Here is a 23,586-nt window from a genome sequence, read left to right on the forward strand (position 1 = left end):
CCCTATGATACAGGTGGTGAAATGCTCACACGTGCATCTTGGTTCTGTTGAGGCAAATCATAAAAATTACTAATATTTGCTCTCGTTAACGGCGGCGGCACTTCTAATGAAGGACCATTACGGCTGCTCAAATAAAGACTCTCTCCATTACTCGCATAACGACTGCATCCAGAGAGAACGAGCGCCACAAAAACAATAAAACACAATTTTTTCACTTAAATCAACTCCAAACTTTTCATAATCTTTTCTAAGGGTTCATGATGCTCTTTAGACAAACAAGTCAATGGCATCCTTAATTCGTTATCCATTAACCCCATTCTGTTTGCGGCCCATTTTATCGCAATCGGATTCGTTTCAATAAACAATAATTCATATAGAGGTGCAAGCTGTTCATTGATGCGTAAGGATGCAGCGTGATCACCGTCTAAAGCAGAATCACATAATTTGGCCATCAATTTTGCAGCCACGTTAGCTGCTGCGGAAATATTTCCTTTAGCTCCAGCCAGCATCCAGGATGCTGCGGTGAAATCATCACCACTAAATACATCAATGCTGCCTTCTGAAAGACGCAAAATTTGCTGTAACCGGGTCATCTGTCCTGTAGCATCTTTTATTCCCACGATATTGGAAATTTTAGCAAGTCGAGCTACTGTTTCTGGTAACATATCACATGCCGTTCTCGTTGGCACATTATAAAGAATAATCGGCATCGCAACGGCTTTGGCGATTTGACTGTAATGCAAATATAACCCTTCTTGGGTAGGTCTAATATATGCAGGAGTCATAATTAATGCTGCATGCGCGCCACACTCCATCGCCTCCTGGGTTAATTGAATACAATCCCGTGTTGCATTCATGCCAGTACCCGCAATTACTGGGATTCGCTCTTTTGCTTGGTCTATTACTGTTTTAATGACCAATAATTTTTCTTCATGAGATAAAGTACCTGATTCACCGGTAGAACCCGCCGCAACAAGACCATGACTGCCCATTTCGATATGAAATTCGACCAATTCCCGTAAACGTGGAACATCAACTTCATCATTCTTCATGGGTGTTAATAAAGCAACTATGCTTCCTTTAAACATACAATCCTCTGTTCTTATTATTTATATTTCTAATACTACTGGAAAATGGGGGTAAGAGTAAAATCTGAACGTAAAAAGCCGCCTTCAAAAGCAAAATATGATCACTTATTTTACATTAAATATTTTTTTTGTACTAAAATCATAGTGAAGATGAAGAAACCAGGATTTTCCTGCCGTGAATCTGCCTTATCAATGCAGAAGTCCTGAAAACTATAAAAAGGAGTTCGCTATGAAAAAAATTATTGCTCCCTTATGTTTTGTCGGGTTATCCGCTTTTATGCTCGGGGGTTGCACTAACACTCAAGTGGGTACTGCTGCTGGTGGTGCTGCAGGAGCTGGTATAGGGTATGCAGTAACTGGAGGCAGTGCGGTTGGTACTGTGATTGGTGCAGGAGCTGGCGCATTAGTAGGCAATGCAATCGGCCAAGATCAAGACCGACGAGCATACTATTATCATCACCGCTACTATCGTCCTGGTTACAATTATTACTATTACTAATACAACCCCAAACACCCTTAACCTTTTTTGAGGTTAAGGGTGTTTTATTTTAATAATCAAAGTGAAATACACTATTTTCTGCAAAAAATTAGAACATTTTTTATGGAATTTTCTTTAACCAATAAAAAAACTCAATAATATAAAGCAATATCAAATTTCCATTGCTATACTTTTTAAAAGGAATTTCAGGTTAATCCTAACCGATTGATCATTAACCCAAAAAATACAAGGATTGTAATCATGCGCTTAAAAAATAAAGTAGCAATAATTACCGGTGCGGCCAGTGGAATAGGTAAAGAGATCGCCCTTGTTTATGCCAAGGAAGGAGCTAAGGTTGCTATTGCCGATCTTAATCTCGAACAAGCCCAAAATACAGCGGAAGAATTAAAGTCTAAGGGTGGAGAAGCCATGGCAGTTGCCATGAATGTCGTCAATGAAGATGAAGTCAATAAAGGTGTTGATGAGGTTGCAAAATACTTTGGCGGCGTGGATGTGTTAGTCAGTAACGCTGGGATTCAAATTATTAACCCCATAGATCAATTGGCTTTTTCTGATTGGAAAAAATTATTATCCATTCATCTGGATGGAGCTTTTCTAACCACCCGTGCTGCACTAAAGCACATGTATGCTTCAGGTAAGGGAGGCAGTATTATTTATATGGGATCAGTCCATTCTAAAGAAGCCTCTAAATTGAAAGCACCTTATGTCACTGCAAAACATGGATTACTTGGTTTGTGTAAAGTGGTCGCCAAAGAAGGGGCTGCTCATAATGTCAGAGCCAACGTCATTTGCCCAGGTTTCGTACGCACACCTTTAGTGGACAAACAAATTCCAGAGCAAGCTAAAGAACTAGGAATTACTGAAGACCAAGTCATTAAAAACGTCATGCTTAAGGATACAGTGGACGGCGAATTTACCACTACAGATGATGTGGCACAAACCGCGTTATTTTTTGCCTCTTTTGCATCCAATGCGCTGACAGGTCAATCATTGGTGGTGAGTCACGGATGGTTCATGGAGTAGTCCTATGACCCGGGCAAAAAAAAGTAAATCGAAAAAGCATCGACATGTTGCCTGCTGTTTTCAAGGTGGAGGCGCTTTAGGCGCCTATCAAGTGGGTGTTTTACATGCCTTAGATGAAGCAGGTTATGATCCGGATTGGTTTGTTGGCACCTCAATAGGCGCAATAAATGCAGCCATCGCAGCCGGTAACCCGCCAGGGGTACGTGTCGAAAAAATGCAGCAATTTTGGCAAAAGATTGCCACCCCCTCTTTCATCAAGCCTGACCTCCTACCTAATGACGATGAAAGTCGAAAACTTGAACATTTTTTATCAGCTCAATCCGCTTTACTTTGGGGACAACCGGGTTTTTTTACACCTCGTTTCCCTCCTTTGCTCATGGGATATTATGACAAACCCGATACCATAAGTTTTTATGATACCCAATACTTAAAATCATCTCTGGAGCAATTTATCGACTTTGATCGCATCAACTCCAAAGCAACTCGTTTAAGTATCGGTGCTGTTGAAATTTGCAGAGGGGAAATGGTGTATTTTGATTCACAAGATACCAAAATCGGACCCGAACATGTTATGGCCAGTGGTGCATTACCCCCTGGTTTTCCCGCTGTTGAGGTTGAAGGAGAATATTATTGGGATGGTGGAATTTCCAGCAACTCACCAGCAACCTATGTATTAGCAGTAAATCGATGCCCTCGCGATTTACTTTGCTTTGCGATTCACTTATTTGACTCTTATGGTTTGTATCCAACCTCTCTCGATGCAGTGATGAAGCGACAAAAAGATATAGAATACTCCAGCCGGTTTTCCCAAGCGATTAACATGTATCAACAGATCCATGCATTAAAGAATACCATTCATATTCTCTCTCGCTATGTTCCAGAAGAGGAACGAGGAAACCCCGAACTAAAACTTTGTATCGCACGTGGACACCAATCTACAGTCTCCGTGGTGCGCTTTTTATATGAGCACGATGAGTCAGAACTTTCTTCAAAAGACTATGAATTTTCGCAAAAAAGTATTTTAGAACGCATAAATAATGGCTACTTAGATGGAAGAAGAGCCATTAAAAAATCACCTTGGAATCAAAAGGTCTCTCAAACAACAGGGATTGCTGTTTACGATATGTCCCCTAATAAACATTTAAAATCGGAGTTTGAAAATGAATGAAGCTGAGGTAAAAAAACAGGCATTTGCCATGCCACTCGTCAGTCCATCTTATCCTCGTGGCCCATACCGTTTTATTAATAGGGAATTTTTAACAATTACCTATGAAACCGACATGGATGTGTTGCGGGAAATAGTTCCTGCCCCATTGGAGGTAGTAGAGCCTTTAGTCAAATTCGAATTCATTCGGATGCCTGATTCCACTGGATTTGGTGACTATACAGAGTCTGGGCAAGTCATCCCTGTTCGCTACAAAGGTAAAATGGGAAATTACACCCATGCAATGTTCTTAGATGATCTCCCTCCCATAGCAGGTGGCCGTGAAATATGGGGATTCCCTAAAAAACTGGCTCAACCCAAACTGGAAATTGTCCATGAAACTTTGTTAGGTACCTTAGAATATGGACCTTGCCGTATCGCCACAGCCACTATGGGCTATAAATATGAAGCACTTGATGTAAAAAAGGTAGCCGAATCAATGAGCACACCCAATTATTTACTTAAGATAATTCCTCATGTGGACGGTAGTGTGCGAATTTGTGAATTGGTTGAGTATTATCTTGAAGATGTTGTGATTAAAGGGGCTTGGCAAGGACCAGCTCAACTGCAATTAACACACCATGCCTTGGCTCCTGTAGCGAATCTTCCTATACGACGCATAGTAAATGGAGTCCATTTATTAACAGATCTCACCTTGCCTTATGGTCGCGTTGTTCACGATTATCTTAAATAGAGGTTAGGAGAGCGAATAAAAATGTTAATTATCATCGGCTATATAGTCATACTACTCTGTGTTTTTGGAGGATTTGCTTTGGCTGGAGGCCATCTTGCAGCAGTCTTTCAACCTATTGAACTGCTCATTATCGCTGGGGCAGCCATAGGCTCACTTATTGTTGCAAACAGTGCCTCAGTTTTAAAATCCCTGTTAAAGGCCATACCTAAAGTATTTCGTGGTGAGAAATCCATTAAGGAGAGCAATACTAATTTATTAGGCCTTTTATACAATCTGCTGAATAAAGCGCGGCAGCAAGGATTGATGTCTTTGGAAGCAGACATTGACTCACCAGAAGAAAGCCCTATTTTCAATAATTATCCTTCGTTAATGAAAAACCATCATGTTATTGAGTTTATTTGTGATTACTTAAGATTGATCATCACCTCGAACCTGCAACCTTTCCAACTTGAGGCGTTAATTGACATGGAAATTGAATCACATCATGAAGAAGAAATGATTCCTGCCAATGCCTTATCGAAACTCGCTGATGCGATGCCTGCGTTTGGGATAGTTGCTGCAGTTCTTGGTGTAGTCCATACGATGGAATCGATCAATTTGCCTCCCCCTGAACTTGGAGTACTCATTGCCCATGCTCTGGTAGGTACTTTTTTAGGTATTTTAATCGGTTATGGATTTATTGGTCCCGTTGCATCGGCAATGGAACATCATGCCAATCAAACCCAGTTGATGCTGCACTGCATTAAAGCAACAATACTAGCGAGTTTACATAATAATCCTCCTATTATTGCCGTTGAATTTGGGCGGAAGGTATTGTTTTCGGGCCAACGTCCCTCTTTCTCTCAGCTTAATGAAGAAATTAAAAATTTCAAACCGGCCGCATCCTCATCCAGCTCTGAGGGTTCTGCTGCTGAACCTACCCCGAGTTAATGAGGTTACAGCATGAGTGAAAATGGTGGTAAAGGAAAAGCGGGTTCAAGCCCAATAATTCGAAAAATTAAAAAAAATCAACACAAGCATCATGGCGGCTCATGGAAAATCGCTTTTGCCGATTTTGTGACCGCCATGATGGCCTTCTTTTTGTTGATGTGGCTGATTGCATCACTGAATAAAGCGCAAAAAGATGGTATTGCCGAATATTTTAAACAGCCAATGAAAATCACTTTTTTTGGCGGTAAAAACGTAGGCAATCAACAATTAAATCTTAAAGGTGGAGGACCAAATCTTAAGGACACCAATGGTCAAGTTTCTACAACTGATAAGGCATCCACGCAAAGTAAACAAGCCCAAGACGTTCAAGTCATTCAATCGGATAAAGAGGAAACCCAAAAACTTGAAGAATTAAAATCACAAATTAATTTAAGCATCCAAAAAGATCCCTCATTAGCAGGATTAAAAAATCAACTACTCATGGAGGTAGTAAACAATGGGCTGCGAATCCAATTAATTGACAATCAGAAAAAGCCCATGTTTGATGTAGGATCAGACAAACTCAATCCGGAAATGGATCCTGTGTTTGCCCAGATTGCCAAACTCCTGAAGACAGTACCCAATAAAATCACTATTGAAGGACATACTGATGCCCATCCCTACCATAATCCAGATGAATTAGAGTATACCAACTGGGAATTATCGACCCAAAGGGCCAATGCCGCCCGTCGTGCTTTGGTTAAAGCCGGCTTAGATCCTGATCGGGTCTTGCGTGTCTCTGGTTTTTCATCAACCATGCTTCTCAATACAAAAGATCCCTTCAGTCCCGAAAACCGAAGAATTAGCATTATTGTCATAAAAAAAGGGGCGGAAAACAAAGTAATTAAGAAGTAACCTGCAGTGGACGCAATACACCCATTAGATTCAAGCTGCCTTCTCCCCAGGGGGAGAAGGTGCCCCTTAGGGCGGATGAGGGGGCTGATTGTGACTAATAAAAGAAAAAAAACTTCAAGCACCCCACACCCGTGTGCAACCGGAATGATGGGTAACACTTTAAACCGGGATGATAGGTAACAGATTAAAATTTTAGGGCCTAGAAATTTTATTCTGTCTCACATCAATCATCCCTAGTTTTAGTTTCGAGAAGAATAAAGAGGCTCTTCCATCATCAATGATTTGCAAGCCGACAAGTTCTCCTCTTAGTAATTCAGAAACATAATATTTTTTACCAAACCATTTTATCTCACCGTTGGTTCTCACTTTCCGCACTTCATAATTACAAGGGTAACTGACTTCTGGGAGTTTATTGGGTAAACTTCTTGATGAAGCGCGATAGATATCTGCAGGTCTTTTTCCATCAAGTGCTTGGTGAGGTCGTTCTTGATTATATTCATTTCTAAATGCATCAAAACAGTGTTGTTGTTCCTCAAAATTTAATTTTGGAGGTGAAGCCACCGCTTCTTTTAAAGTTCTATGCATTCTTTCGTGTCTTCCGTTTTGTTCTGGATGACCTGGTTCAATGCGCTCAGGCATTATCCCGAGTTTTAACCACCAGATTGAAAGTGTTGTTAAGGCACCAATCCCCATTCCAGCGAAAGGTTGTCCATTATCGGTTCTAATTACATCGGGAAGACCATACTCAATAAATGCCTGCCTAAATCCTTCTTTTGTTTCTTTTTGTCGAGGACCAACTAATCCTTTGCATAACAATAAGAAACGACTGTGATTGTCCGTTATCGTCAGTGGATAACAATAGGTGCCACCTACCTTAAATTGTCCTTTAAAGTCAGCACTCCAGGTATGATTTGAATCGTTGCATTCCCTAAATGGTTCTGTACACGCTGATACGCGCCTCCTGTATTTCCTCGGCTTAACTAAACCATGCTTCTTTAAAATATCTCCTATAGTACTTACTGCCGGCCACACTTCTTCGGACTCATTAATTAATAACCAATCTCTTAATTTGTCCGGGCCCCATTTAGGATAACGATATTTCAACTCAATTAATCGTCGTTGCTTCTCATAAGGTGTTCCATTTGGATGGTGATGCCTTGCATGGGATTTTGGTTTCAACGCAGCCTCTCCCTCTGCTTTATAGCGATTTATTAGTTTATAGCCTGTTTTTCGACTCACTCCATAACGCTTACACAACTCGCTAAAACTAAATTCTCCTTTTAACCAATCTCCAATAAATTTTAATTTCTCTATTTCAGCCTTTGTATTCAGCCAATTCATTGGTAACACCTTTTTCTCCTAGAATAGTGTTACCTATCATCCCGGTTTAAAGTGTTACCAGTCTACCCGGTTTGTACCCCCGTACCCCTCTCCCACTCGTGGGAGAGGAATCTAATTTAATAGTACAACCACTTCGCTACACAGGCTAGAATTGTGCTTATCAATATCATTGAAACAACTAGACCGAAGAAGCATTCAACATCCAGCGTGCTTTTTCATGCGCCGCAATGCGTTCACTGAGTAAGGCCACAGTCCCTTCATCCCCATGTTCCTGAGCCAGTTTAATTGTTGTATTTAAATCCTTAACCAAAGTTCCATGATCCTGGGCTAAATCACTCACCATTCGATTTGCATCGAAACTGGAATCACCGTCCTTAATTGTTTTTAATTGATTCAGTGCGGTAAATGTAGCAGGAGCCTTATGCCCCATAATTAAGATCCGTTCGGCAATCGCATCCACGGCTTCAGCTAATTCCTTATATTGCATTTCAAATAATTCATGCAAACTTTTAAAATGCACGCCTTTAACATGCCAGTGATAATTTTGCGTTTTAAGATATAAAGCATAAGTATCGGCCAAAACTACTTCCAATTTTTTAATTATTGTTCCCATTATGACTCCTGACTTTATAAATTACAGTTATTTTGAATGATAGCACGCCATCTTGAGCGCAGCGAGGAATGATGGTCTTCTTTACCAATAAAAAACCCGCCATTACGGCGGGTTTTTAAAGGAATAGGAATGGAGAGAGGCTTACATCATGCCGCCCATACCACCCATACCACCCATTCCACCCATGCCGCCCATATCACCAGCAGCTTCATCTTTCTTTGGTAAATCAGCAACCATGCACTCAGTAGTCAGCATAAGGCTCGCTACAGAAGCAGCATTTTGTAATGCCATACGAGTTACTTTAGTTGGATCTAAAATACCCATATCAACCATGTCACCAAATTCGCCAGTAGCAGCATTGAAACCGTAGTTATCTTTGTTTTCAGATACTTTGTTTACAATTACTGAAGCTTCATAGCCAGCGTTTGATACGATCTGACGCATTGGTGCTTCAATAGCACGACGAAGAATGTTGATACCCATGTTTTGATCGTCATTGTCGCCTTTCAAAGAATCCAGAGCTTTTTGGGCACGAATTAAAGCAACACCACCACCTGCTACGATACCTTCTTCTACAGCAGCACGAGTAGCATGTAATGCATCTTCAACACGAGCTTTCTTCTCTTTCATTTCAACTTCAGTAGCAGCACCCACTTTGATGACCGCAACACCGCCAGAAAGTTTAGCAACACGCTCTTGTAATTTCTCACGGTCGTAATCAGAAGTAGTTTCTTCGATTTGAGCACGAATTTGAGTAATACGCGCATTGATTTCAGAAGCTTTACCTTCACCATCAATAATAGTTGTGTTTTCTTTGGTTACCACGATGCGTTTTGCAGTACCTAAATCTTCTAAAGTAGCAGCTTCTAAGCTCTTACCAATTTCTTCGGAAATAACTTGGCCACGAGTTAGAATTGCGATGTCTTGCAACATTGCTTTGCGACGATCACCAAAGCCAGGGGCTTTAACTGCGCATACTTTAACAATACCACGCATGTTGTTAACAACTAGAGTTGCTAAAGCTTCGCCTTCAACATCTTCAGCGATAATCAATAATGGACGACCTGATTTGGCAACGCCTTCCAATACAGACAACATGTCACGAATACTGGAGATTTTCTTGTCAACCAACAGAATGAATGGATGCTCAAGCTCACAAGTCATGTTTTGTTGATTGTTGATGAAGTATGGAGAAATATAACCACGGTCAAACTGCATACCTTCAACAACAGATAATTCATTCTCAAGTCCATTACCGTCTTCAACAGTAATAACACCTTCTTTACCTACTTTATCCATTGCACTAGCAATGATAGAACCAATTGCTTCATCAGAGTTAGCAGAAATAGTACCTACTTGAGCAATTGCTTTATTGTCTTTGCAAGGCTTAGACATAGATTGTAATTTTTTGGTGATTGCAGTAACTGCTTTGTCGATACCGCGCTTCAAATCCATAGGATTCATACCCGCAGCAATTGCCTTGTACCCTTCAACAACAATCGCACGAGCCAATACAGTAGCAGTAGTAGTACCATCTCCAGCAGTATCAGAAGTTTTAGAAGCAACTTCTTTAACCATTTGTGCGCCCATATTCATGAAGCGTTGATCAAATTCGATTTCTTTCGCTACAGATACACCGTCTTTAGTTACAGTGGGAGCACCATAAGCTTTTTCTAAAACAACATTACGACCACGTGGGCCCATAGTTACTTGTACTGCATCAGCTAATGCATTAACACCAGCTAGCATTTGTAGACGCGCATCGTCACCAAAACGTAATTCTTTAGCCATTATCTCTATCTCCTAAATGAAACGATTACTTCTCGATTACACCCATGATGTCGTCTTCACGCATCACAACTAATTCTTTACCGTCGATTTTCACTTCAGTACCTGAGTATTTGCCAAACAGGACAATATCACCGACTTTTACAGCTAAAGCGCGAACATCACCGTTGTCTAATACCTTACCGGCGCCAACAGCAATGATTTCACCACGCATTGGTTTTTCAGTAGCGCTATCTGGAATAACAATACCACCCGCTGTGGTACGTTCTTCTTCCATACGACGAACAACAACTCGATCGTGTAAAGGACGAATTTTCATGCTTCTATCTCCTGATTAATTAATCTTTAAAAGTCAATTTGCAATGTTACTGAGAGCCATATGGGGACAAGGAAGAGAGTTTCAAGGGTTAAAATAAAAAAAATTTTAATTTTATTTTTTTCACACCACTCGATGTTCTGATATAGTTACACTATATATCAGTAAAATTCTGTAGCCTGGGTGGAGCGCAGCAAAACCCGGGAATTTCTTAGATCAATTTCTAATCCCGGGTTTCGCTGCGCTCCACCCAGGCTTCATTGTAATAAAGGTTTCAGAATGAGAAAATGGTTCTTATTGTTATTTTGTTGCATAACCACATTTGCTCTGCATGCAACCCCTCTTCCTGCTGCAGAAGTATTCCAAGTCAATGTAACTCCAGTCGATCCGAATACATTTGCCATTAATTTCCAGATAAAGCCTAATTATTTTCTCTACAGCGATCGAATTAAATTAACCACCAAAACGAACAGTACGGTGCAAATAGGCACCCTTCGGTTCCCCTCCACAGAGAAAAAAGTAGATAAACAGGGGCATGTGTATCCTGTCTATCGTAATCACGTCACCATACCAGTAGGTATCTTAGGAAATAAACCTGGAAAAGCTTTGGTGAACTTACACTATCAAGGCTGCTCTGACGATGGTTTTTGCTATGCCCCAGAAACCCAAACAATTCAGTTAACTATAGATGACAGTTTGGCGTTAACCCAAGCAAGCCTGGATCAAGGCAACAATATGCAACCTGCGGTTGCTGAAGAAACCCAAAATGAGGGAATCACAAAAGTTTTTTCGAGCCACAATTGGTTGCTCATTTTGATAACTTTTTATGGCTTTGGTTTGCTTTTATCATTCACTCCCTGCATTTTACCCATGGTGCCCGTTTTGTCTGGAATTATTGTGGGTCACGGTAAGGAAATTACAACGCGAAAAGCCTTTTTTCTCTCATTAAGCTATGTACTGAGTATGTCGATTACCTATTCAATTATTGGTGCAGTTGTCGCTTTACTCGGATCCAATCTGCAAGTAAGCATGCAATCACCTTGGTCCGTAGGTATATTTAGCCTGATTTTTATGCTGTTAGCCTTATCCATGTTTGGATTTTATGAATTCAAATTACCGCATTCCTGGCAAGCAAGAATACACGGTTCCAGCAATCAAAGAGGAGGCCACTATCTTGGGGCTGCGATCATGGGTTGTTTATCCACCCTGATTCTTTCACCTTGTGTTACAGCGCCATTAATTGGGGTATTAACCTACATTGCGCAAACCGGGAATATCCTTTTAGGCTGCCTGACCTTATTTGTTTTAGGCCTGGGAATGGGTACGCCTTTATTGCTTATTGGTACTTCTGCAGGCAAATGGTTGCCTGAAACCGGCAACTGGATGAACACCATCAAGGCATTGTTTGGTATTATTTTCATTGCGGTTGCCATTGTGCTTATTTCGCGAATCACTCCTCCCTTGGTCAGTATGATGTTATGGGCAAGTTTGCTTATTTTTTCAGGAATCTACAGTGGCGCCCTCACCTACTCAGCAACCCATCGTGAAAAATTCAATCAGGGAATAGGCCTCATTCTACTGGTCTACGGTTTCCTGATTTTGGTTGGAGCAAGCATGGGTGCAACAAATCCGCTGCAACCCCTAACTACAGCCCAATCAGCAAATGCGGCTCCTGTTAATATTGCGATTAAAACACAACAAGATCAGACCTTGAGCTCCATAAAAAAAGCGTTAATTGAAGCCAAAGGCAATCCAGTGATGCTTGATTTTTATGCTGACTGGTGTACATCCTGTAAGGTAATGGATGCAACCACATTTAAAGACCCTCGTGTACAAGAAGCTTTGGCGCGTTTTACGGTAATTAAAATCGATGTCACCGCAAACTCTGCGGAAGATAAAGCCCTCCTCAATTATTTTCATGTTGTAGCGCCCCCAACCTTTATATTTTTCGATGAGGAAGGCAAAGAACTTAATAAGCTCAAGCTGGTTGGCGAAGTCTCTGCAAATAAATTTTTAAAAATCTTACAGCACATAGACTAGCAGAAAAAAATATCCCTCCCCCGCCAGAAATGAAATGCCTTAAGAACGGATGAGGGTCTCCCGAAACAGGAGAGCGTGTAGACTGGGCCTTGGGCCCAACCTACATTTTGAAAGAACTTCTCATTTACGTAAATGCAATCAAATAATTAAAACCTCCATAATCTTGTCGACAATAATACTCATTAAGAGGTATAATTCGTTCACTTTTTTTACAGTTAGAGTTTTATGAATCATAAAGTAGGATTTGTTAGCTTGGGTTGTCCCAAAGCTCTGGTAGATTCCGAGCGCATCATTACCCAACTGCGTGCGCAGGGATATGAATTGGTATCCAGTTATCAGGATGCAGGTGTTGTAGTGATTAATACCTGCGGGTTTATTGATAGCGCCGTCAAGGAGTCTTTGGATACCATTAAAGAAGCGATGGCAGAGAACGGACGTGTTATTGTTACAGGTTGTCTGGGTGCCAAGGCCGAGATCATCAAAGAAGCGTGTCCCGATGTTTTGCATATTAGTGGTGCACATGCCTATGAGGAAGTAGTGAATGCCGTTCATCAGCATCTGCCTCCACCCGCCGATCCGTTTACCCAGTTGATTCCTCCCCAAGGAATTAAATTAACACCACGTCATTATGCCTATTTAAAAATATCTGAAGGCTGCAATCAAAAATGTACGTTTTGTATTATTCCTACTATGCGGGGAAAATTGCAAAGCTACCCAATGACCCAAGTATTAACCGAAGCGCAAAAATTAAAAGACGCGGGGGTTAATGAAATTTTAGTGATTTCCCAGGATACAAGTGCTTATGGAGTAGATACGCGCTATCAACCTATAACCTGGAAAGGAAAAAGCATTGATACTCGTTTTTATGATTTATGCGAACAATTAGGGGAGTTAGGCATTTGGATTCGCCTGCATTATGTTTATCCTTACCCGCATGTGGATGAGATCATTCCTTTAATGAGAGATGGTCTGATTCTCCCGTATTTAGATATCCCATTACAGCATGCTAATTCGCGAGTACTTAAAGCAATGAAGCGTCCTGCAAGTAGTGAAAATACCTTGCTGCGTATCGCTTCTTGGCGAGAAATTTGCCCCGATATTACATTACGTTCAACCTTTATTGTTGGTTTTCCCGGAGAAACAGAGGAAGAATTTGAGGAGTTACTCGACTTTCTTGAGGAAGCTCAGTTAGATCGCGTAGGCTGTTTCAAGTATTCACCAGTTGAAGGGGCTAAAGCGAATGAATTAAGCGACCCTGTACCGGAAGAAGTTAAAGAGGAACGTTATCATCGCTTTATGCAATTACAGGCAGAAATTAGCCGCGATAAATTAGAAAATAAAATTGGCAGTATACAAACGGTATTAATTGATGAAGTCAACGCAGAACAAATTATTGCCCGAAGCCAAAGTGATGCCCCGGAAATCGACGGGCTTGTTATTCTGCCACCAAATCCCGGCGTTAAAGTGGGATCATTTGCGGAAGTTCTGATTACCGATAGTGATGATTATGATCTCTATGCAGAATTCAAGTAAAAGATAAGTTGCACCTCCGGATCTGTAGCCTGTAATAATCGAATACGGGCTACAGATAAAAAAACTATTTCACCTGATTATAAAGTTCTTTACACACACTCAATATCTCACCTTGCTTGTTTTCATGATTCACAACCCCTGGACGCAATATATTCTGATGCAATAACTGATGGTGTTTTTTGTATGCTTTCTTTAAAAAATTGTAGTGTTCTTTGCTTAAAACACCCGCTAAAAACAAATGGTGGAGTTGGCTTAAGGTATGCGTATATCGTGATAAAGAAGGGGCTCCCAAATGAAGTATTAAAAACTGCACCAAAAATTCCAAATCCAATAACCCACCAGAAATAGGATTTCGATCTTGATGTTGCTCCATTTTGGACCTCATCGCCAACACATCTTGCAGCAGCGTTGGTTTATCACGCGTCATTAACAATACCGATTTTTTCAACTGTAAAAAAGTATTTCTAATCTTTGTATTTCCGCTCAGGATACGTGCTTTCAATAAAGCCTGATGTTCCCATGTCCATGCTTGATTTTTTTGGTATTCGACAAAGGCATCCACATGACTTACCAATAATCCCGCCGCACCAGAAGGCCTAAGACGTGTATCGACAGTATAGAGGACCCCTGACTGGGAACGAGTAGTCAGCATATGCAAAATTTTTTGCGTTAAACGGGTAATCAATGCTTCTTCAGAAAGGGGTGCCGAATGTAAAAAAACCAAATCCAAATCAGAAGCATAATTCATTTCCCGGCTCCCCAATTTTCCATAAGCAATGATTGCAAAGTGCGATTTTGCTTGCTTCATTTCCGGATATCGCACACACAATTGATCACTCGCAATGATTAACACTTGGTTTACGATGACTTGAGCCACATCCGACAAAAATTGTCCAATGCGCACGGCATTACATAAACCATAAAGCTCTGCCCGTGCAGCCATTAACCAATTGGTTAGCTTAAATTGACGCAATATTTCTTCTTGTGCTTCCACATCATGATGATGGGTTAGTTTTTCAATTAATTGCCCTTGTAATTGATGCAACGACAGGGGGCGCCATTCTTCCCCCTGATCCAACAACACCTCCAACAAAAATGGTTGGTTTACGAGTAAGGAGGTAATAAACGGACTTTGGGCAAACCAAAACAATAACTCAGTTAAGACCTGAGGATTTTCAGTTAATAAAGCAAGATAAGCGCTACGGCCTACTATATTTTCGAGTAAATGCATCACTTGCAATAAAACTTCATCGGTTTTTTCAACATGGGTTAACTCTGCCAGCAACATCACCATGAACCGATCCAATCGCATCCGTGCACCTTGCGTCAGACGTCGGCAACGAGGGCCATGACGAAAAGAATGAATCATTTGATAGCAATGAGAGGCATTGGTAAAGCCTAAACTAGTCAGCAAATTAATTGCCATACTGGTTTCTACATGTCCTTGCCAAAGACTGGCTAATTGATTCGCTAATAATCGTTTCTCATCTTCATAATCTTTGACCTTGCCGAGCACGGAATGAAATGCATAGCTAATAATCCTCTGATATTTATGTAATTTATTAAGCAAATCATCCCATGTCATGTATCCCATCGCTAAAATAATTTGCTCTTGTTTCACTAAATCATCGGGTAACGAGTGAGTTTGCTGATCATTTAAACTCTGAAGTGTGTTTTCAAGCTTGCGTAAAAACAAATACGCCTGTTTTAAAGCATCCGTATGCGATAACAGTTTTTCTCGCTTTAAAACTGTCAGTGCAAGCAAAGCATTCTGTACCTGCAATTGCGGTAAGCGACCACCACGAATTAACTGAAAATTTTGAATGACAAACTCTACTTCCCTGATTCCGCCTTTGCCACGCTTTATATCATCCAACCGAGGATTTAATTGCACCTCCCGTTCAATCATAGCCTTCATACTGCGTAACGATTCAATCACACTAAAATCTACATACCTCCTGTAGACAAAAGGCACGATCAACCGGGCAAACCAGGGATGCACCTCATCCGCTGTTTCAGCAATCACCCGTGCTTTAACCATTGCATAACGTTCCCAGTCGCGCCCCTGCTCTTGATAATAAGTTTCCATTGCAGCCAAACTAGAAACCAGTGGGCCGCTGTCTCCATTGGGTCTTAATCGTAAATCGACTCGAAAAACAAACCCATCAGGCGTTACATTTTGTAAAGTCTGTACAAGTTGTTGCACTAGCCTACTAAAATAATGCTGATTGTCGATGCGCTCCTCACCGTCAGTTTCTCCCACAACCGAATAGGCAAAAATAAGATCCACATCTGAGGAGAAATTTAACTCCCTGCCTCCTAATTTACCCATGGCCAGAGCAAATAATTCGACCTCATTCCCTTTTTCATCGCGAGGGATCCCATAACGTAAAGATAATCCCTGTTTGCAATAATTGAGCGCATGCAAAATAAGTGCATCAGCACAATCAGACCAAGAACTCATAATCTGTGCCGTACTGGCAATATCGGATAGTTCAAGAAGAAGCAACCGCAAGAAATGCGTATTGCGAAATTGTCGCAATGCACGGAAATAAGCAGCCTGGGGCAAGTTAAGTGACACATCCTGCACCCTATGAAAATAATCCTCGCGAGACAACAAAGAACAGCAGTCATCTTCTTTGACTAAGGTTTTTAATATTTGAATCTGTCGGCACGCATAATCACTGACAAGAAGCAACTTAACGACCTGGTCATACAAGGGATGATGCACATCCGACAGGTGCTTTTCAATGAACCATGCTTTTGATTCCAATAATTTAGGGATTTCCATTGTCATATATTTATATTTTTCATTTCCCAAATTAATACTCTCGTTATAATCTATAAAAATCAATAAATAATTCTATAATTAAAAAATGACTCGATTAATTCTAATTGCATTTATTTGTTTCACCTCCTCGCTTTTCGCTCAAGGCGAAACGCTCAATGTAGGGATTGAAAGTTTTGATCCCCCATTCGTCATGCAAGGAACCCGTAATGAAGCCTACGGCTTTGATGTTGATATGATGAACAGTTTATGCAAAATTATGAATAAGACCTGTGTCTTTCATGTGATGCGTTTTGATAAATTAATCGATGCAGTAATTAATAATAAATTAGATATTGCGATAAGCTCCATCACGATTACTAATGAACGCGCAAAAATAGTAAATTTCAGCCTACCCTATTTGCTCAGTTACTCTCGTTTTTTAGAAAAACAGTCTAATTCAAAAGAAACGTTCAGTCTAAATCTTTTGAACAGTAAAAAAATAGGATTAGAAACCGGTACCGTATTTTTAGATCAGCTTAGGGAGATGGGTGTAAATAATCCGAATATTAAAGAATATTCCGGTATTGAGGATCAGCTTGCGGCCTTAAGTAAGGGTGACGTAGACATAATTCTACTTGATAATGCAACCGCCATTTATTGGGCATCTAACTCATCAGATGCATTTAAATTGATAGGACCACCCTACATGTATGGATCGGGATATGGAATAGTCATTAATCCTGCTAAACCAAATTTATTAACCGAAGTAAACCAAGCCTTAGTCAAATTTCAAAATTCAGATGAATACAAACAAAATTATAATAAATATTTGCTTGAATTCTAAACGATGGAAGCAGCAGTTTAGAGGCTGTGCTTGAATTCTGGAGAGCGGCTGGATTTGAGCACAGGTCGTGCACGATGCACCAAATACTGCCGCTCCGTAAACCGTGAAATTAATGGAGTGTTTGTCCTTGCGTCAAACAACGAGTAATAATTTGTCGGGTTATAAAATCCCCCTGACTCACTCCGTACATTGAATTAAAATGCTTTGCCAAAATGACCACCCAACCAGACAAACGAAAATTCATTTTTTTTTCGGCTTGATCCACAACTATTTCAAAAAGACCTAAGGTATCACTCTCGCGATCACTAGCATACTCCTCCATAATCACGCGGGCGGCTTGTAAATCTTTGTCTCTGGTAGGCCAGTTTTGATTCATATTATTCTCCCTATAAAGCATGATTAGGATCTCTGTAATTTTGCTATCATATTGAGATAACTTCCAAATTACAAGAGCAAAAATAGGAGCATATTGTCTCATATTTTGACCAAATTTTCAAGATGCAAGACCTGTGCAGACACATACTTTAGTTACATAACACGTGGAATGTTTTTTCAAGACAGAATATGATATACCTATTCCTTCAAATTAAAAAAATACTCTATGACTTATCATATTTTACCCTCGATTTTGTCTGCTGATCTCACTTGCCTAGGCAATGAAGTAGAATCCGTAATGAATGCAGGAGCTGATTTTATACATTTTGATGTTATGGATAATCATTACGTTCCTAATCTAACGTTTGGTCCTGCGTTCTGTGAGGCTTTGCTCAAACGTTTCCCTAAACTTCCCATTGATGTTCATCTCATGGTAGAACCTGTTGATGCATTAATTGAAGCATTTGCAAAAGCAGGTGCAAAACGAATTAGTATTCACCCCGATGCAACAATCCATTTGGATCGCAGCTTAAAGCTGATCAAAGATTTAGGATGTGAAGCAGGTCTTGTATTAAATCCAGCAACACCCATTGAGGTATTGACTTGGTGCGCTCATAAACTCGATTTTATATTAGTCATGACGGTAAATCCTGGCTTTGGAGGACAGAAAATCATCTCTGAAATTATTGATAAAATCCCTCAAATCCGCAAGCTCTACCCCCAAATTGATCTTTGTGTTGACGGTGGGGTAACCATAGAAAATATTGCAACTTTGGCACGTGCAGGAGCGAATCAATTTGTGGCCGGTGCTGCTGTATTCAACAGTAAGAATTATAAAGAAACAATTGACTCCATGCGAAAACAATTAGGGACTGTTTAAATTTTAATGTAAGAAAGGTTATGAAAAAAATTATTTTATTTTTATGTGGATTCATTAGTTCTCAAGCCTGTATTGCCCTCTCGGGAGAGGCGTACATGGAACGCTTTAATACTTATTTGTCGTTTAGCCAAAATCTTCCTACAACGACACCTAGTGCTTCTTTCTTGGATTTTATTAAAGGAACCGCCCCTTTATCCACAAAACTACGCGAAAAATGGTTGTATGAACTGGCAAAAAATAAGAATTGGATGGCCTTTAGTCAATACTATCAACCGTCTAATGATTTGAATCTGGTTTGTTATGAGCAAATCGCAAACTACAATACAGGCAAGCAGGAAGAAGCATTAAAAGCATCTATTCCACTCTGGCTAAGCGGTGATTCAAGGCCCCCTTCATGCAACAGTTTATTTGACTTGCTTTTAAAAGATAATAACTTTGATCAAAACTTAATTACTCAACGAATCATTCTGGCTTTGGATCGACGCAATATCCAACTGGCCCGATATTTATTGAAGCAATACAGAACACCCCATACATCTGAGTTAAATACTTTAAACCTCGTTTATCAAAACCCAGCAAACATTAGCAAGCTGAGTCCTGGTGGTTTAAATAGTGACCTATACCTTTACGGCTTGAAGCGTATGGTCTCAATTAATATGAATAAAGCGTTGCTGTTGTGGCAGCAAAGCAAAACTCAAAAAATGCTTACCCAAGCACAAAAGCAAGCATTTTTAGCCCATGTAGCACTTTATAGAGCCATGCGCAATCATGACGATGCGCTGCAATGGTTCGCTAAAGTCAAACCTCAATATTACAACGATGTGTTACTCGATTGGCAAATACGTTTTGCATTAAAAAGAAAAGACTGGAAGCAAGTAACCACATTAATTAATGATTCGAAGAATAAAGATGAACCTTGTTGGCAATATTGGTTAGCACGATCTTTAGAAGAACAGGGAAAGAAAGCAGAGGCCAAAGCCATTTACGAACCTTTAGCCAGAAACAGGCAATATTATGGATTTCTTGCCAGTCTTCGCCTCAATAAAACACCCAGTTTTACCAATGAAACACCAACAACAAATCTGGACGTATTGAAACCCTACCAAACCTTCATTGATCAAATTCAAACCCTTTACATGACCAAACAAACGCTGCAAGCATCGCGCTTACTCAATGATTTCATTAGTGAGTTACCTAAAGACGAGGCAAGTGCATTAGTTTATTGGATTGATCAGAAACTGCAATGGCATGGTAAATCCGTTTATTTAAGTAGTAACGAAACCTTAAATAATCAACTTTCGTTAAGATTTCCTTTGGCTTATAAAGACAGTATTTCACTCTATTCTAAAAAATATGCTGTTGCCCCAGAGTTTATTTATGCCATTATTCGTCAGGAAAGTGGGTTTAGAGATGATGCAACCTCTTCTGTAGGAGCTCGAGGATTAATGCAAGTCATGCCCTATACCGCTCGAGTTGTCTCAAGAGCAGATAAGATTCAGTATAATGATCAAAAACAATTATTTCTTTCCCAAAAGAACATTAACATCGGTGTTGCTTATTTAAAACAACTTGCAAAGCGATTCGGAAATCATCCCATACTGATTGCTGCGGCATACAATGCAGGCCCTAAACAAGTCGTTTATTGGTTAAGGACGCATCCGCCCAAGGAAATTGATGTATGGATAGAGACTCTACCTTGGCAAGAAACACGCAACTACCTAAAAAACGTAATGGCTTTTTATGTAGTTTACCAATACCGCCTGGGCCAAAAACCTAATTTAGGCAATTTCCTAGAGCCATTATAATTTATTCATGTCCTGAATCATCCCAAGGGCAATGAGCGATCTCCAGGTGGTAGCAGGGTTCTGACCATAGGAGATTGCTCATTGCACTTGAGAAGGTGACAAAGAGCCGGCGTTCTCTGCACTGCCCCAAGGCTAAAAATATCGTCTACACCGACCATGACAGATAAAATTACACTCAATTTGTCCTATAATTATACAATACCGACAAAAAGGTAATACAATTTATTTTTGTATTCCTAAGGGCGTTTTTTATGATAAAGACCACCTGTTCTATTAGTCTTTTAGGAACAATACTTATTTTAGCAGGATGCGCTCCAACTGCTTATGTAGTAGGTACATCAAATCCACCAGCCAATTACACTTTTACTCCTGGATATAATCCCCCGCAAGCTGCTTATCCCGATGTACCTTTAGATGCAAATACTTCAATAGATAGTCCTGCGATTGTTGAACAAGAAAATGCCATCAATGCCATGAATGACTCTATTGCCGCTACCCAACAGCAAAATGAAGCCGCTCAGCAACAAGCAATTCAACTACAACTCAATACAATGGCTATTCATCCTTGATCATTAGCCAAATTTAAGAGCAGCGATCGATGAAAGCAAGTGGGTATGGCATGGGTTTGTTTATTAAATACATGCGCGGGAGAATTGACAGGAAATCTCAGGAATAAAATGTTCTTCTATTATTCCATTGAACTTTTGAATATCCTGAGCAGACACTGCTGCTTCATTCAATAAATTCAACATCGTTTCTAATTCTTCTTTCTGGAACTCAACAATCAAAGGAAGATTGCTTAGTGCATCAATGACCTCATCTCGATTTAGTATATTATTTTTTTGTCCGCAGATTATTTTAAAATTATGTTCATCTAACATAGAGGCGTGTTGTAACAGTTTCATAAAGTGAAATGCACCAGCCCCTAAATGACTTACTTCAAATAAGCACTCAGGATTGTGACAATTTATCAGTGATTCGCTCTTGAGTAACAAAATATTTTTAGCAAAGATATTGGCATTTTGAGGATTGTCCTCAATGATCGTAAAATAGTTAGGGAATAGAGCCTTTTCTGCGGCGAGCTTTTGAGCCCCTTCGTAAATTTTATCAATATGTTTTTCTTGTCTTAGAAGAATATCAACCACATCAGGGTAAAAGAGATTATTTTCTAATATTAAATCAAGCAAAGCGATCACTGTATCCATACGCTCAGCGGCAATTGAGACATCCTTAAGTTTATCCACTAAAATTGTAGGCGAATAAGCACGTTCTTGAAGCTTAATCAGCAATAGTGAGATGTTGAGCGCTTGCTCAGGATAGGCTAGCAATAAATTAAAAATATTTGAATCAAGCATCCCTAGAAGGGCCAAATCTCGTATGCTTTGTGTTATGGATACTTCAAATTTTGCAGCATTAAATAAAAGCGTTATTGGCAGAGACTCAAGGTTAATAGGAACATCTTTTTTTATTAACTCTAATAAACTGACAACCCCACCAACTTGAGAAATATTTTCCTTAATCGTGCACTCGAGATCATCAGTCAAATCGATTTTAAATTCTTTAAGTGCCTTAAATAAAGAAATCAAACGATTACCAAAATTAGAATGTGCCTGAATCAGAGACACCATTCGAGTATTGTTTCCTAAATTTAATTTTTGCAGGCGACTAATAAAGGGATCAGTAGGTGCTTCAGATACTGCAGGCGCCACAGATACCACTGGGACCACGGGCATTAAAGGTGTCTCAGATATGGTATTGATTCCATTAGGCTTTAAGCTTGTAATCATTCTGTTGGTGCTGCTGTCTGTTCCAGCCATAATTGTCCCTTAATTGATCTCTAAGGGCATAAATATAACATAAATGACTGTCTTAAATCAATTTTGCTTTTTTTTACCAATGGAGTTTGCTGGTTAAATCATGCTTTTGAATCAGTTCAATTAATTCATTTTGATCATTATCCGAGCTGGGTTCTTTAGTAATTAAACTGAGCATGTGTTCTAATTCTCCCTTCTCGAACGCGGCGAATAAGGGAAGACCACATAAAGCCTCAATGACTTTATGCGTATTCAGTATGGAATTATGCTGACACACTTTTTTATAGTTCTCAGCATTCAACATTCCGGATTGTTGCAGATGCGTCAAGAAGTGAAATGCACCAGCCCCCAATTTACTTGCAATTAAAAGATCTTCGGTTTTTTTATAATCGATAATTGAAAGGTTCTGCAGCAGCAAAATGATATTTGCAAGAATATTGGCATTTTTTGGATTTTTTCCAACGGCATCAAAATAACTTGATGAAAGTTTATTTGCTACAGCAAGTTTTTTTGCTCCCTCGCAAATTTTACTTATATATCCTTGCTGTCCTAAAAAAATGTCGAGGCAGTCGAAATAATAGAGGTTGTTATTTAAAAGCAAAGTAAGTATCTCGATTACTGCATTCATGTTTGGGGCCGAGAATTGTCCCAACTTTTCAACTATTTTTTCAGTAGGATAGGCATGGGCTTGAAAATTAATAATTAAATCGGCAAGTAAGTAAGACTGCTCCGGATAAGAAAATATAAGTTTTAAAGTAGCTGCATCAAGCGATTTATGTTTGATAAGCTGGCGCATTCCATGTTTTAGTGTTGTTTCTGATTCTGCAACCTGAAACAAAAGTTCCAGTGGAATAATCGCAGTATCAATTCCTTCTTCGCGCATAAATTCTAATAGATTTACCACATAGCTGGCATTAGAAACATTATTTGCAATGATTTGATGGCGACTTTCGTCCAATGTAATGTCGCATTTTTTTAACACATTGAATAAGGAGGTCAATCGATTGAGATAGGGCAAATTTTCCTCAAGAGTTTGGATCATCCGTGGATCAGACTTCAAACCTAATTTATCGATACGTGCCATGATCTTACTTCTTGTCTCAGTTGTTTGATTGAACTTCATAAATGCCATTTG

The 23,586-nt window shown here is 39.8% G+C and carries 22 protein-coding genes; 12 read left to right on the plus strand and 10 right to left on the minus strand.

What is annotated here, in order from left to right; translation table 11 throughout:
• Positions 1–2: 2 nt before the first annotated feature.
• Positions 3–215 (minus strand): hypothetical protein, encoded by a 213-nt coding sequence (locus tag ACF8MK_RS01380; RefSeq protein WP_265704275.1) that lies wholly within the window; start codon positions 213–215, stop codon positions 3–5.
• Positions 216–1,088, minus strand: a complete 873-nt coding sequence (gene dapA, locus ACF8MK_RS01385) for a 4-hydroxy-tetrahydrodipicolinate synthase (protein WP_058387305.1) — start codon at positions 1,086–1,088, stop codon at positions 216–218.
• A 229-nt stretch (positions 1,089–1,317) separates the two neighbouring features.
• On the opposite strand from dapA, the gene ACF8MK_RS01390 reads away from it, so the two are divergent.
• The 6 genes from ACF8MK_RS01390 (at position 1,318) to motB (ending at position 6,332) form a co-directional block, all read left to right on the plus strand.
• Positions 1,318–1,587 (plus strand): glycine zipper domain-containing protein, encoded by a 270-nt coding sequence (locus ACF8MK_RS01390; RefSeq protein ID WP_392537871.1) that lies wholly within the window; start codon positions 1,318–1,320, stop codon positions 1,585–1,587.
• A 240-nt stretch (positions 1,588–1,827) separates the two neighbouring features.
• Complete coding sequence (locus ACF8MK_RS01395; RefSeq protein ID WP_265704273.1) at positions 1,828–2,610, plus strand: 3-hydroxybutyrate dehydrogenase; 783 nt, start codon at positions 1,828–1,830, stop codon at positions 2,608–2,610.
• Between the two features lie 4 nt (positions 2,611–2,614).
• Positions 2,615–3,778 (plus strand): patatin-like phospholipase family protein, encoded by a 1,164-nt coding sequence (locus tag ACF8MK_RS01400; protein ID WP_392537872.1) that lies wholly within the window; start codon positions 2,615–2,617, stop codon positions 3,776–3,778.
• Positions 3,771–4,508, plus strand: coding sequence for an acetoacetate decarboxylase (locus ACF8MK_RS01405; RefSeq protein ID WP_392537873.1), 738 nt, complete (start codon positions 3,771–3,773; stop codon positions 4,506–4,508). Before ACF8MK_RS01400 ends, ACF8MK_RS01405 begins: the two co-directional genes overlap by 8 nt.
• A gap of 21 nt (positions 4,509–4,529) precedes the next feature.
• Complete coding sequence (gene motA / locus ACF8MK_RS01410) at positions 4,530–5,438, plus strand: flagellar motor stator protein MotA (RefSeq protein ID WP_392537874.1); 909 nt, start codon at positions 4,530–4,532, stop codon at positions 5,436–5,438.
• 12 nt (positions 5,439–5,450) lie between these two features.
• Positions 5,451–6,332 carry a flagellar motor protein MotB gene (gene motB / locus ACF8MK_RS01415; RefSeq protein WP_392537875.1) on the plus strand — a complete coding sequence of 294 codons (882 nt, stop codon included), beginning with the start codon at positions 5,451–5,453 and terminating at the stop codon, positions 6,330–6,332.
• Positions 6,333–6,524: 192 nt separating this feature from the next.
• On the opposite strand, the gene ACF8MK_RS01420 is transcribed toward motB, so the two are convergent.
• From ACF8MK_RS01420 to groES, 4 genes are all read right to left on the minus strand, one after another.
• Positions 6,525–7,673, minus strand: coding sequence for an integrase core domain-containing protein (locus ACF8MK_RS01420; RefSeq protein WP_392536436.1), 1,149 nt, complete (start codon positions 7,671–7,673; stop codon positions 6,525–6,527).
• A 178-nt stretch (positions 7,674–7,851) separates the two neighbouring features.
• A complete protein-coding gene (locus tag ACF8MK_RS01425; RefSeq protein ID WP_392537876.1) occupies positions 7,852–8,286 on the minus strand; it encodes a Dps family protein in 435 nt (144 codons plus the stop codon).
• Between the two features lie 141 nt (positions 8,287–8,427).
• Positions 8,428–10,077, minus strand: coding sequence for a chaperonin GroEL (groL, locus tag ACF8MK_RS01430; RefSeq protein WP_058478323.1), 1,650 nt, complete (start codon positions 10,075–10,077; stop codon positions 8,428–8,430).
• A gap of 25 nt (positions 10,078–10,102) precedes the next feature.
• Positions 10,103–10,393, minus strand: a complete 291-nt coding sequence (gene groES, locus ACF8MK_RS01435; protein ID WP_028381154.1) for a co-chaperone GroES — start codon at positions 10,391–10,393, stop codon at positions 10,103–10,105.
• A gap of 276 nt (positions 10,394–10,669) precedes the next feature.
• On the opposite strand from groES, the gene dsbD reads away from it, so the two are divergent.
• Both dsbD and rimO read left to right on the plus strand, forming a co-directional pair.
• Entirely contained in the window at positions 10,670–12,430 is a 1,761-nt protein-coding gene (dsbD, locus tag ACF8MK_RS01440) for a protein-disulfide reductase DsbD (protein ID WP_392537877.1), read from the plus strand.
• A 225-nt stretch (positions 12,431–12,655) separates the two neighbouring features.
• On the plus strand, positions 12,656–13,963 hold the full coding sequence (gene rimO / locus ACF8MK_RS01445; protein ID WP_392537878.1) for a 30S ribosomal protein S12 methylthiotransferase RimO: 1,308 nt from the start codon (positions 12,656–12,658) through the stop codon (positions 13,961–13,963).
• Positions 13,964–14,027: 64 nt separating this feature from the next.
• On the opposite strand, the gene glnE is transcribed toward rimO, so the two are convergent.
• Positions 14,028–16,760: a bifunctional [glutamate--ammonia ligase]-adenylyl-L-tyrosine phosphorylase/[glutamate--ammonia-ligase] adenylyltransferase gene (glnE, locus tag ACF8MK_RS01450; RefSeq protein ID WP_392537879.1), complete on the minus strand. Its 2,733-nt coding sequence runs from the start codon at positions 16,758–16,760 to the stop codon at positions 14,028–14,030.
• A gap of 79 nt (positions 16,761–16,839) precedes the next feature.
• Between glnE and ACF8MK_RS01455 the strand changes: the two genes are divergently transcribed.
• Positions 16,840–17,577 carry a transporter substrate-binding domain-containing protein gene (locus ACF8MK_RS01455; RefSeq protein ID WP_392537880.1) on the plus strand — a complete coding sequence of 246 codons (738 nt, stop codon included), beginning with the start codon at positions 16,840–16,842 and terminating at the stop codon, positions 17,575–17,577.
• A gap of 109 nt (positions 17,578–17,686) precedes the next feature.
• On the opposite strand, the gene ACF8MK_RS01460 is transcribed toward ACF8MK_RS01455, so the two are convergent.
• Positions 17,687–17,953 (minus strand): hypothetical protein, encoded by a 267-nt coding sequence (locus tag ACF8MK_RS01460; RefSeq protein ID WP_265704263.1) that lies wholly within the window; start codon positions 17,951–17,953, stop codon positions 17,687–17,689.
• 225 nt (positions 17,954–18,178) lie between these two features.
• On the opposite strand from ACF8MK_RS01460, the gene rpe reads away from it, so the two are divergent.
• The 3 genes from rpe to ACF8MK_RS01475 all read left to right on the plus strand — a co-directional run bounded on the left by rpe (position 18,179) and on the right by ACF8MK_RS01475 (position 21,206).
• Complete coding sequence (gene rpe / locus ACF8MK_RS01465) at positions 18,179–18,832, plus strand: ribulose-phosphate 3-epimerase (RefSeq protein ID WP_265704262.1); 654 nt, start codon at positions 18,179–18,181, stop codon at positions 18,830–18,832.
• Positions 18,833–18,852: 20 nt separating this feature from the next.
• Positions 18,853–20,637, plus strand: a complete 1,785-nt coding sequence (locus ACF8MK_RS01470; protein WP_392537881.1) for a transglycosylase SLT domain-containing protein — start codon at positions 18,853–18,855, stop codon at positions 20,635–20,637.
• A 251-nt stretch (positions 20,638–20,888) separates the two neighbouring features.
• Positions 20,889–21,206: a hypothetical protein gene (locus ACF8MK_RS01475; RefSeq protein WP_265704260.1), complete on the plus strand. Its 318-nt coding sequence runs from the start codon at positions 20,889–20,891 to the stop codon at positions 21,204–21,206.
• 63 nt (positions 21,207–21,269) lie between these two features.
• Here ACF8MK_RS01475 and ACF8MK_RS01480 read toward each other — a convergent pair whose 3' ends face one another.
• Both ACF8MK_RS01480 and ACF8MK_RS01485 read right to left on the minus strand, forming a co-directional pair.
• Positions 21,270–22,454 (minus strand): hypothetical protein, encoded by a 1,185-nt coding sequence (locus ACF8MK_RS01480; RefSeq protein WP_392537882.1) that lies wholly within the window; start codon positions 22,452–22,454, stop codon positions 21,270–21,272.
• A gap of 73 nt (positions 22,455–22,527) precedes the next feature.
• On the minus strand, positions 22,528–23,583 hold the full coding sequence (locus ACF8MK_RS01485; RefSeq protein ID WP_392537883.1) for a hypothetical protein: 1,056 nt from the start codon (positions 23,581–23,583) through the stop codon (positions 22,528–22,530).
• Positions 23,584–23,586: the final 3 nt, after the last annotated feature.

Source organism: Legionella sp. 227, from assembly GCF_043161935.1.
GTDB lineage: Bacteria > Pseudomonadota > Gammaproteobacteria > Legionellales > Legionellaceae > Legionella > Legionella sheltonii.

What these genes read in the sequence shown, in the direction of transcription:
- dapA (WP_058387305.1), bottom strand. Translation starts at nt 1,088, where the DNA reads ATGTTTAAAGGAAGCATAGTTGCTTTATTAACACCCATGAAGAATGAT.
- ACF8MK_RS01390 (WP_392537871.1), top strand. Translation starts at nt 1,318, where the DNA reads ATGAAAAAAATTATTGCTCCCTTATGTTTTGTCGGGTTATCCGCTTTT.
- ACF8MK_RS01395 (WP_265704273.1), top strand. Translation starts at nt 1,828, where the DNA reads ATGCGCTTAAAAAATAAAGTAGCAATAATTACCGGTGCGGCCAGTGGA.
- ACF8MK_RS01400 (WP_392537872.1), top strand. Translation starts at nt 2,615, where the DNA reads ATGACCCGGGCAAAAAAAAGTAAATCGAAAAAGCATCGACATGTTGCC.
- ACF8MK_RS01405 (WP_392537873.1), top strand. Translation starts at nt 3,771, where the DNA reads ATGAATGAAGCTGAGGTAAAAAAACAGGCATTTGCCATGCCACTCGTC.
- motA (WP_392537874.1), top strand. Translation starts at nt 4,530, where the DNA reads ATGTTAATTATCATCGGCTATATAGTCATACTACTCTGTGTTTTTGGA.
- motB (WP_392537875.1), top strand. Translation starts at nt 5,451, where the DNA reads ATGAGTGAAAATGGTGGTAAAGGAAAAGCGGGTTCAAGCCCAATAATT.
- ACF8MK_RS01420 (WP_392536436.1), bottom strand. Translation starts at nt 7,673, where the DNA reads ATGAATTGGCTGAATACAAAGGCTGAAATAGAGAAATTAAAATTTATT.
- ACF8MK_RS01425 (WP_392537876.1), bottom strand. Translation starts at nt 8,286, where the DNA reads ATGGGAACAATAATTAAAAAATTGGAAGTAGTTTTGGCCGATACTTAT.
- groL (WP_058478323.1), bottom strand. Translation starts at nt 10,077, where the DNA reads ATGGCTAAAGAATTACGTTTTGGTGACGATGCGCGTCTACAAATGCTA.
- groES (WP_028381154.1), bottom strand. Translation starts at nt 10,393, where the DNA reads ATGAAAATTCGTCCTTTACACGATCGAGTTGTTGTTCGTCGTATGGAA.
- dsbD (WP_392537877.1), top strand. Translation starts at nt 10,670, where the DNA reads ATGAGAAAATGGTTCTTATTGTTATTTTGTTGCATAACCACATTTGCT.
- rimO (WP_392537878.1), top strand. Translation starts at nt 12,656, where the DNA reads ATGAATCATAAAGTAGGATTTGTTAGCTTGGGTTGTCCCAAAGCTCTG.
- glnE (WP_392537879.1), bottom strand. Translation starts at nt 16,760, where the DNA reads ATGACAATGGAAATCCCTAAATTATTGGAATCAAAAGCATGGTTCATT.
- ACF8MK_RS01455 (WP_392537880.1), top strand. Translation starts at nt 16,840, where the DNA reads ATGACTCGATTAATTCTAATTGCATTTATTTGTTTCACCTCCTCGCTT.
- ACF8MK_RS01460 (WP_265704263.1), bottom strand. Translation starts at nt 17,953, where the DNA reads ATGAATCAAAACTGGCCTACCAGAGACAAAGATTTACAAGCCGCCCGC.
- rpe (WP_265704262.1), top strand. Translation starts at nt 18,179, where the DNA reads ATGACTTATCATATTTTACCCTCGATTTTGTCTGCTGATCTCACTTGC.
- ACF8MK_RS01470 (WP_392537881.1), top strand. Translation starts at nt 18,853, where the DNA reads ATGAAAAAAATTATTTTATTTTTATGTGGATTCATTAGTTCTCAAGCC.
- ACF8MK_RS01475 (WP_265704260.1), top strand. Translation starts at nt 20,889, where the DNA reads ATGATAAAGACCACCTGTTCTATTAGTCTTTTAGGAACAATACTTATT.
- ACF8MK_RS01480 (WP_392537882.1), bottom strand. Translation starts at nt 22,454, where the DNA reads ATGGCTGGAACAGACAGCAGCACCAACAGAATGATTACAAGCTTAAAG.
- ACF8MK_RS01485 (WP_392537883.1), bottom strand. Translation starts at nt 23,583, where the DNA reads ATGGCATTTATGAAGTTCAATCAAACAACTGAGACAAGAAGTAAGATC.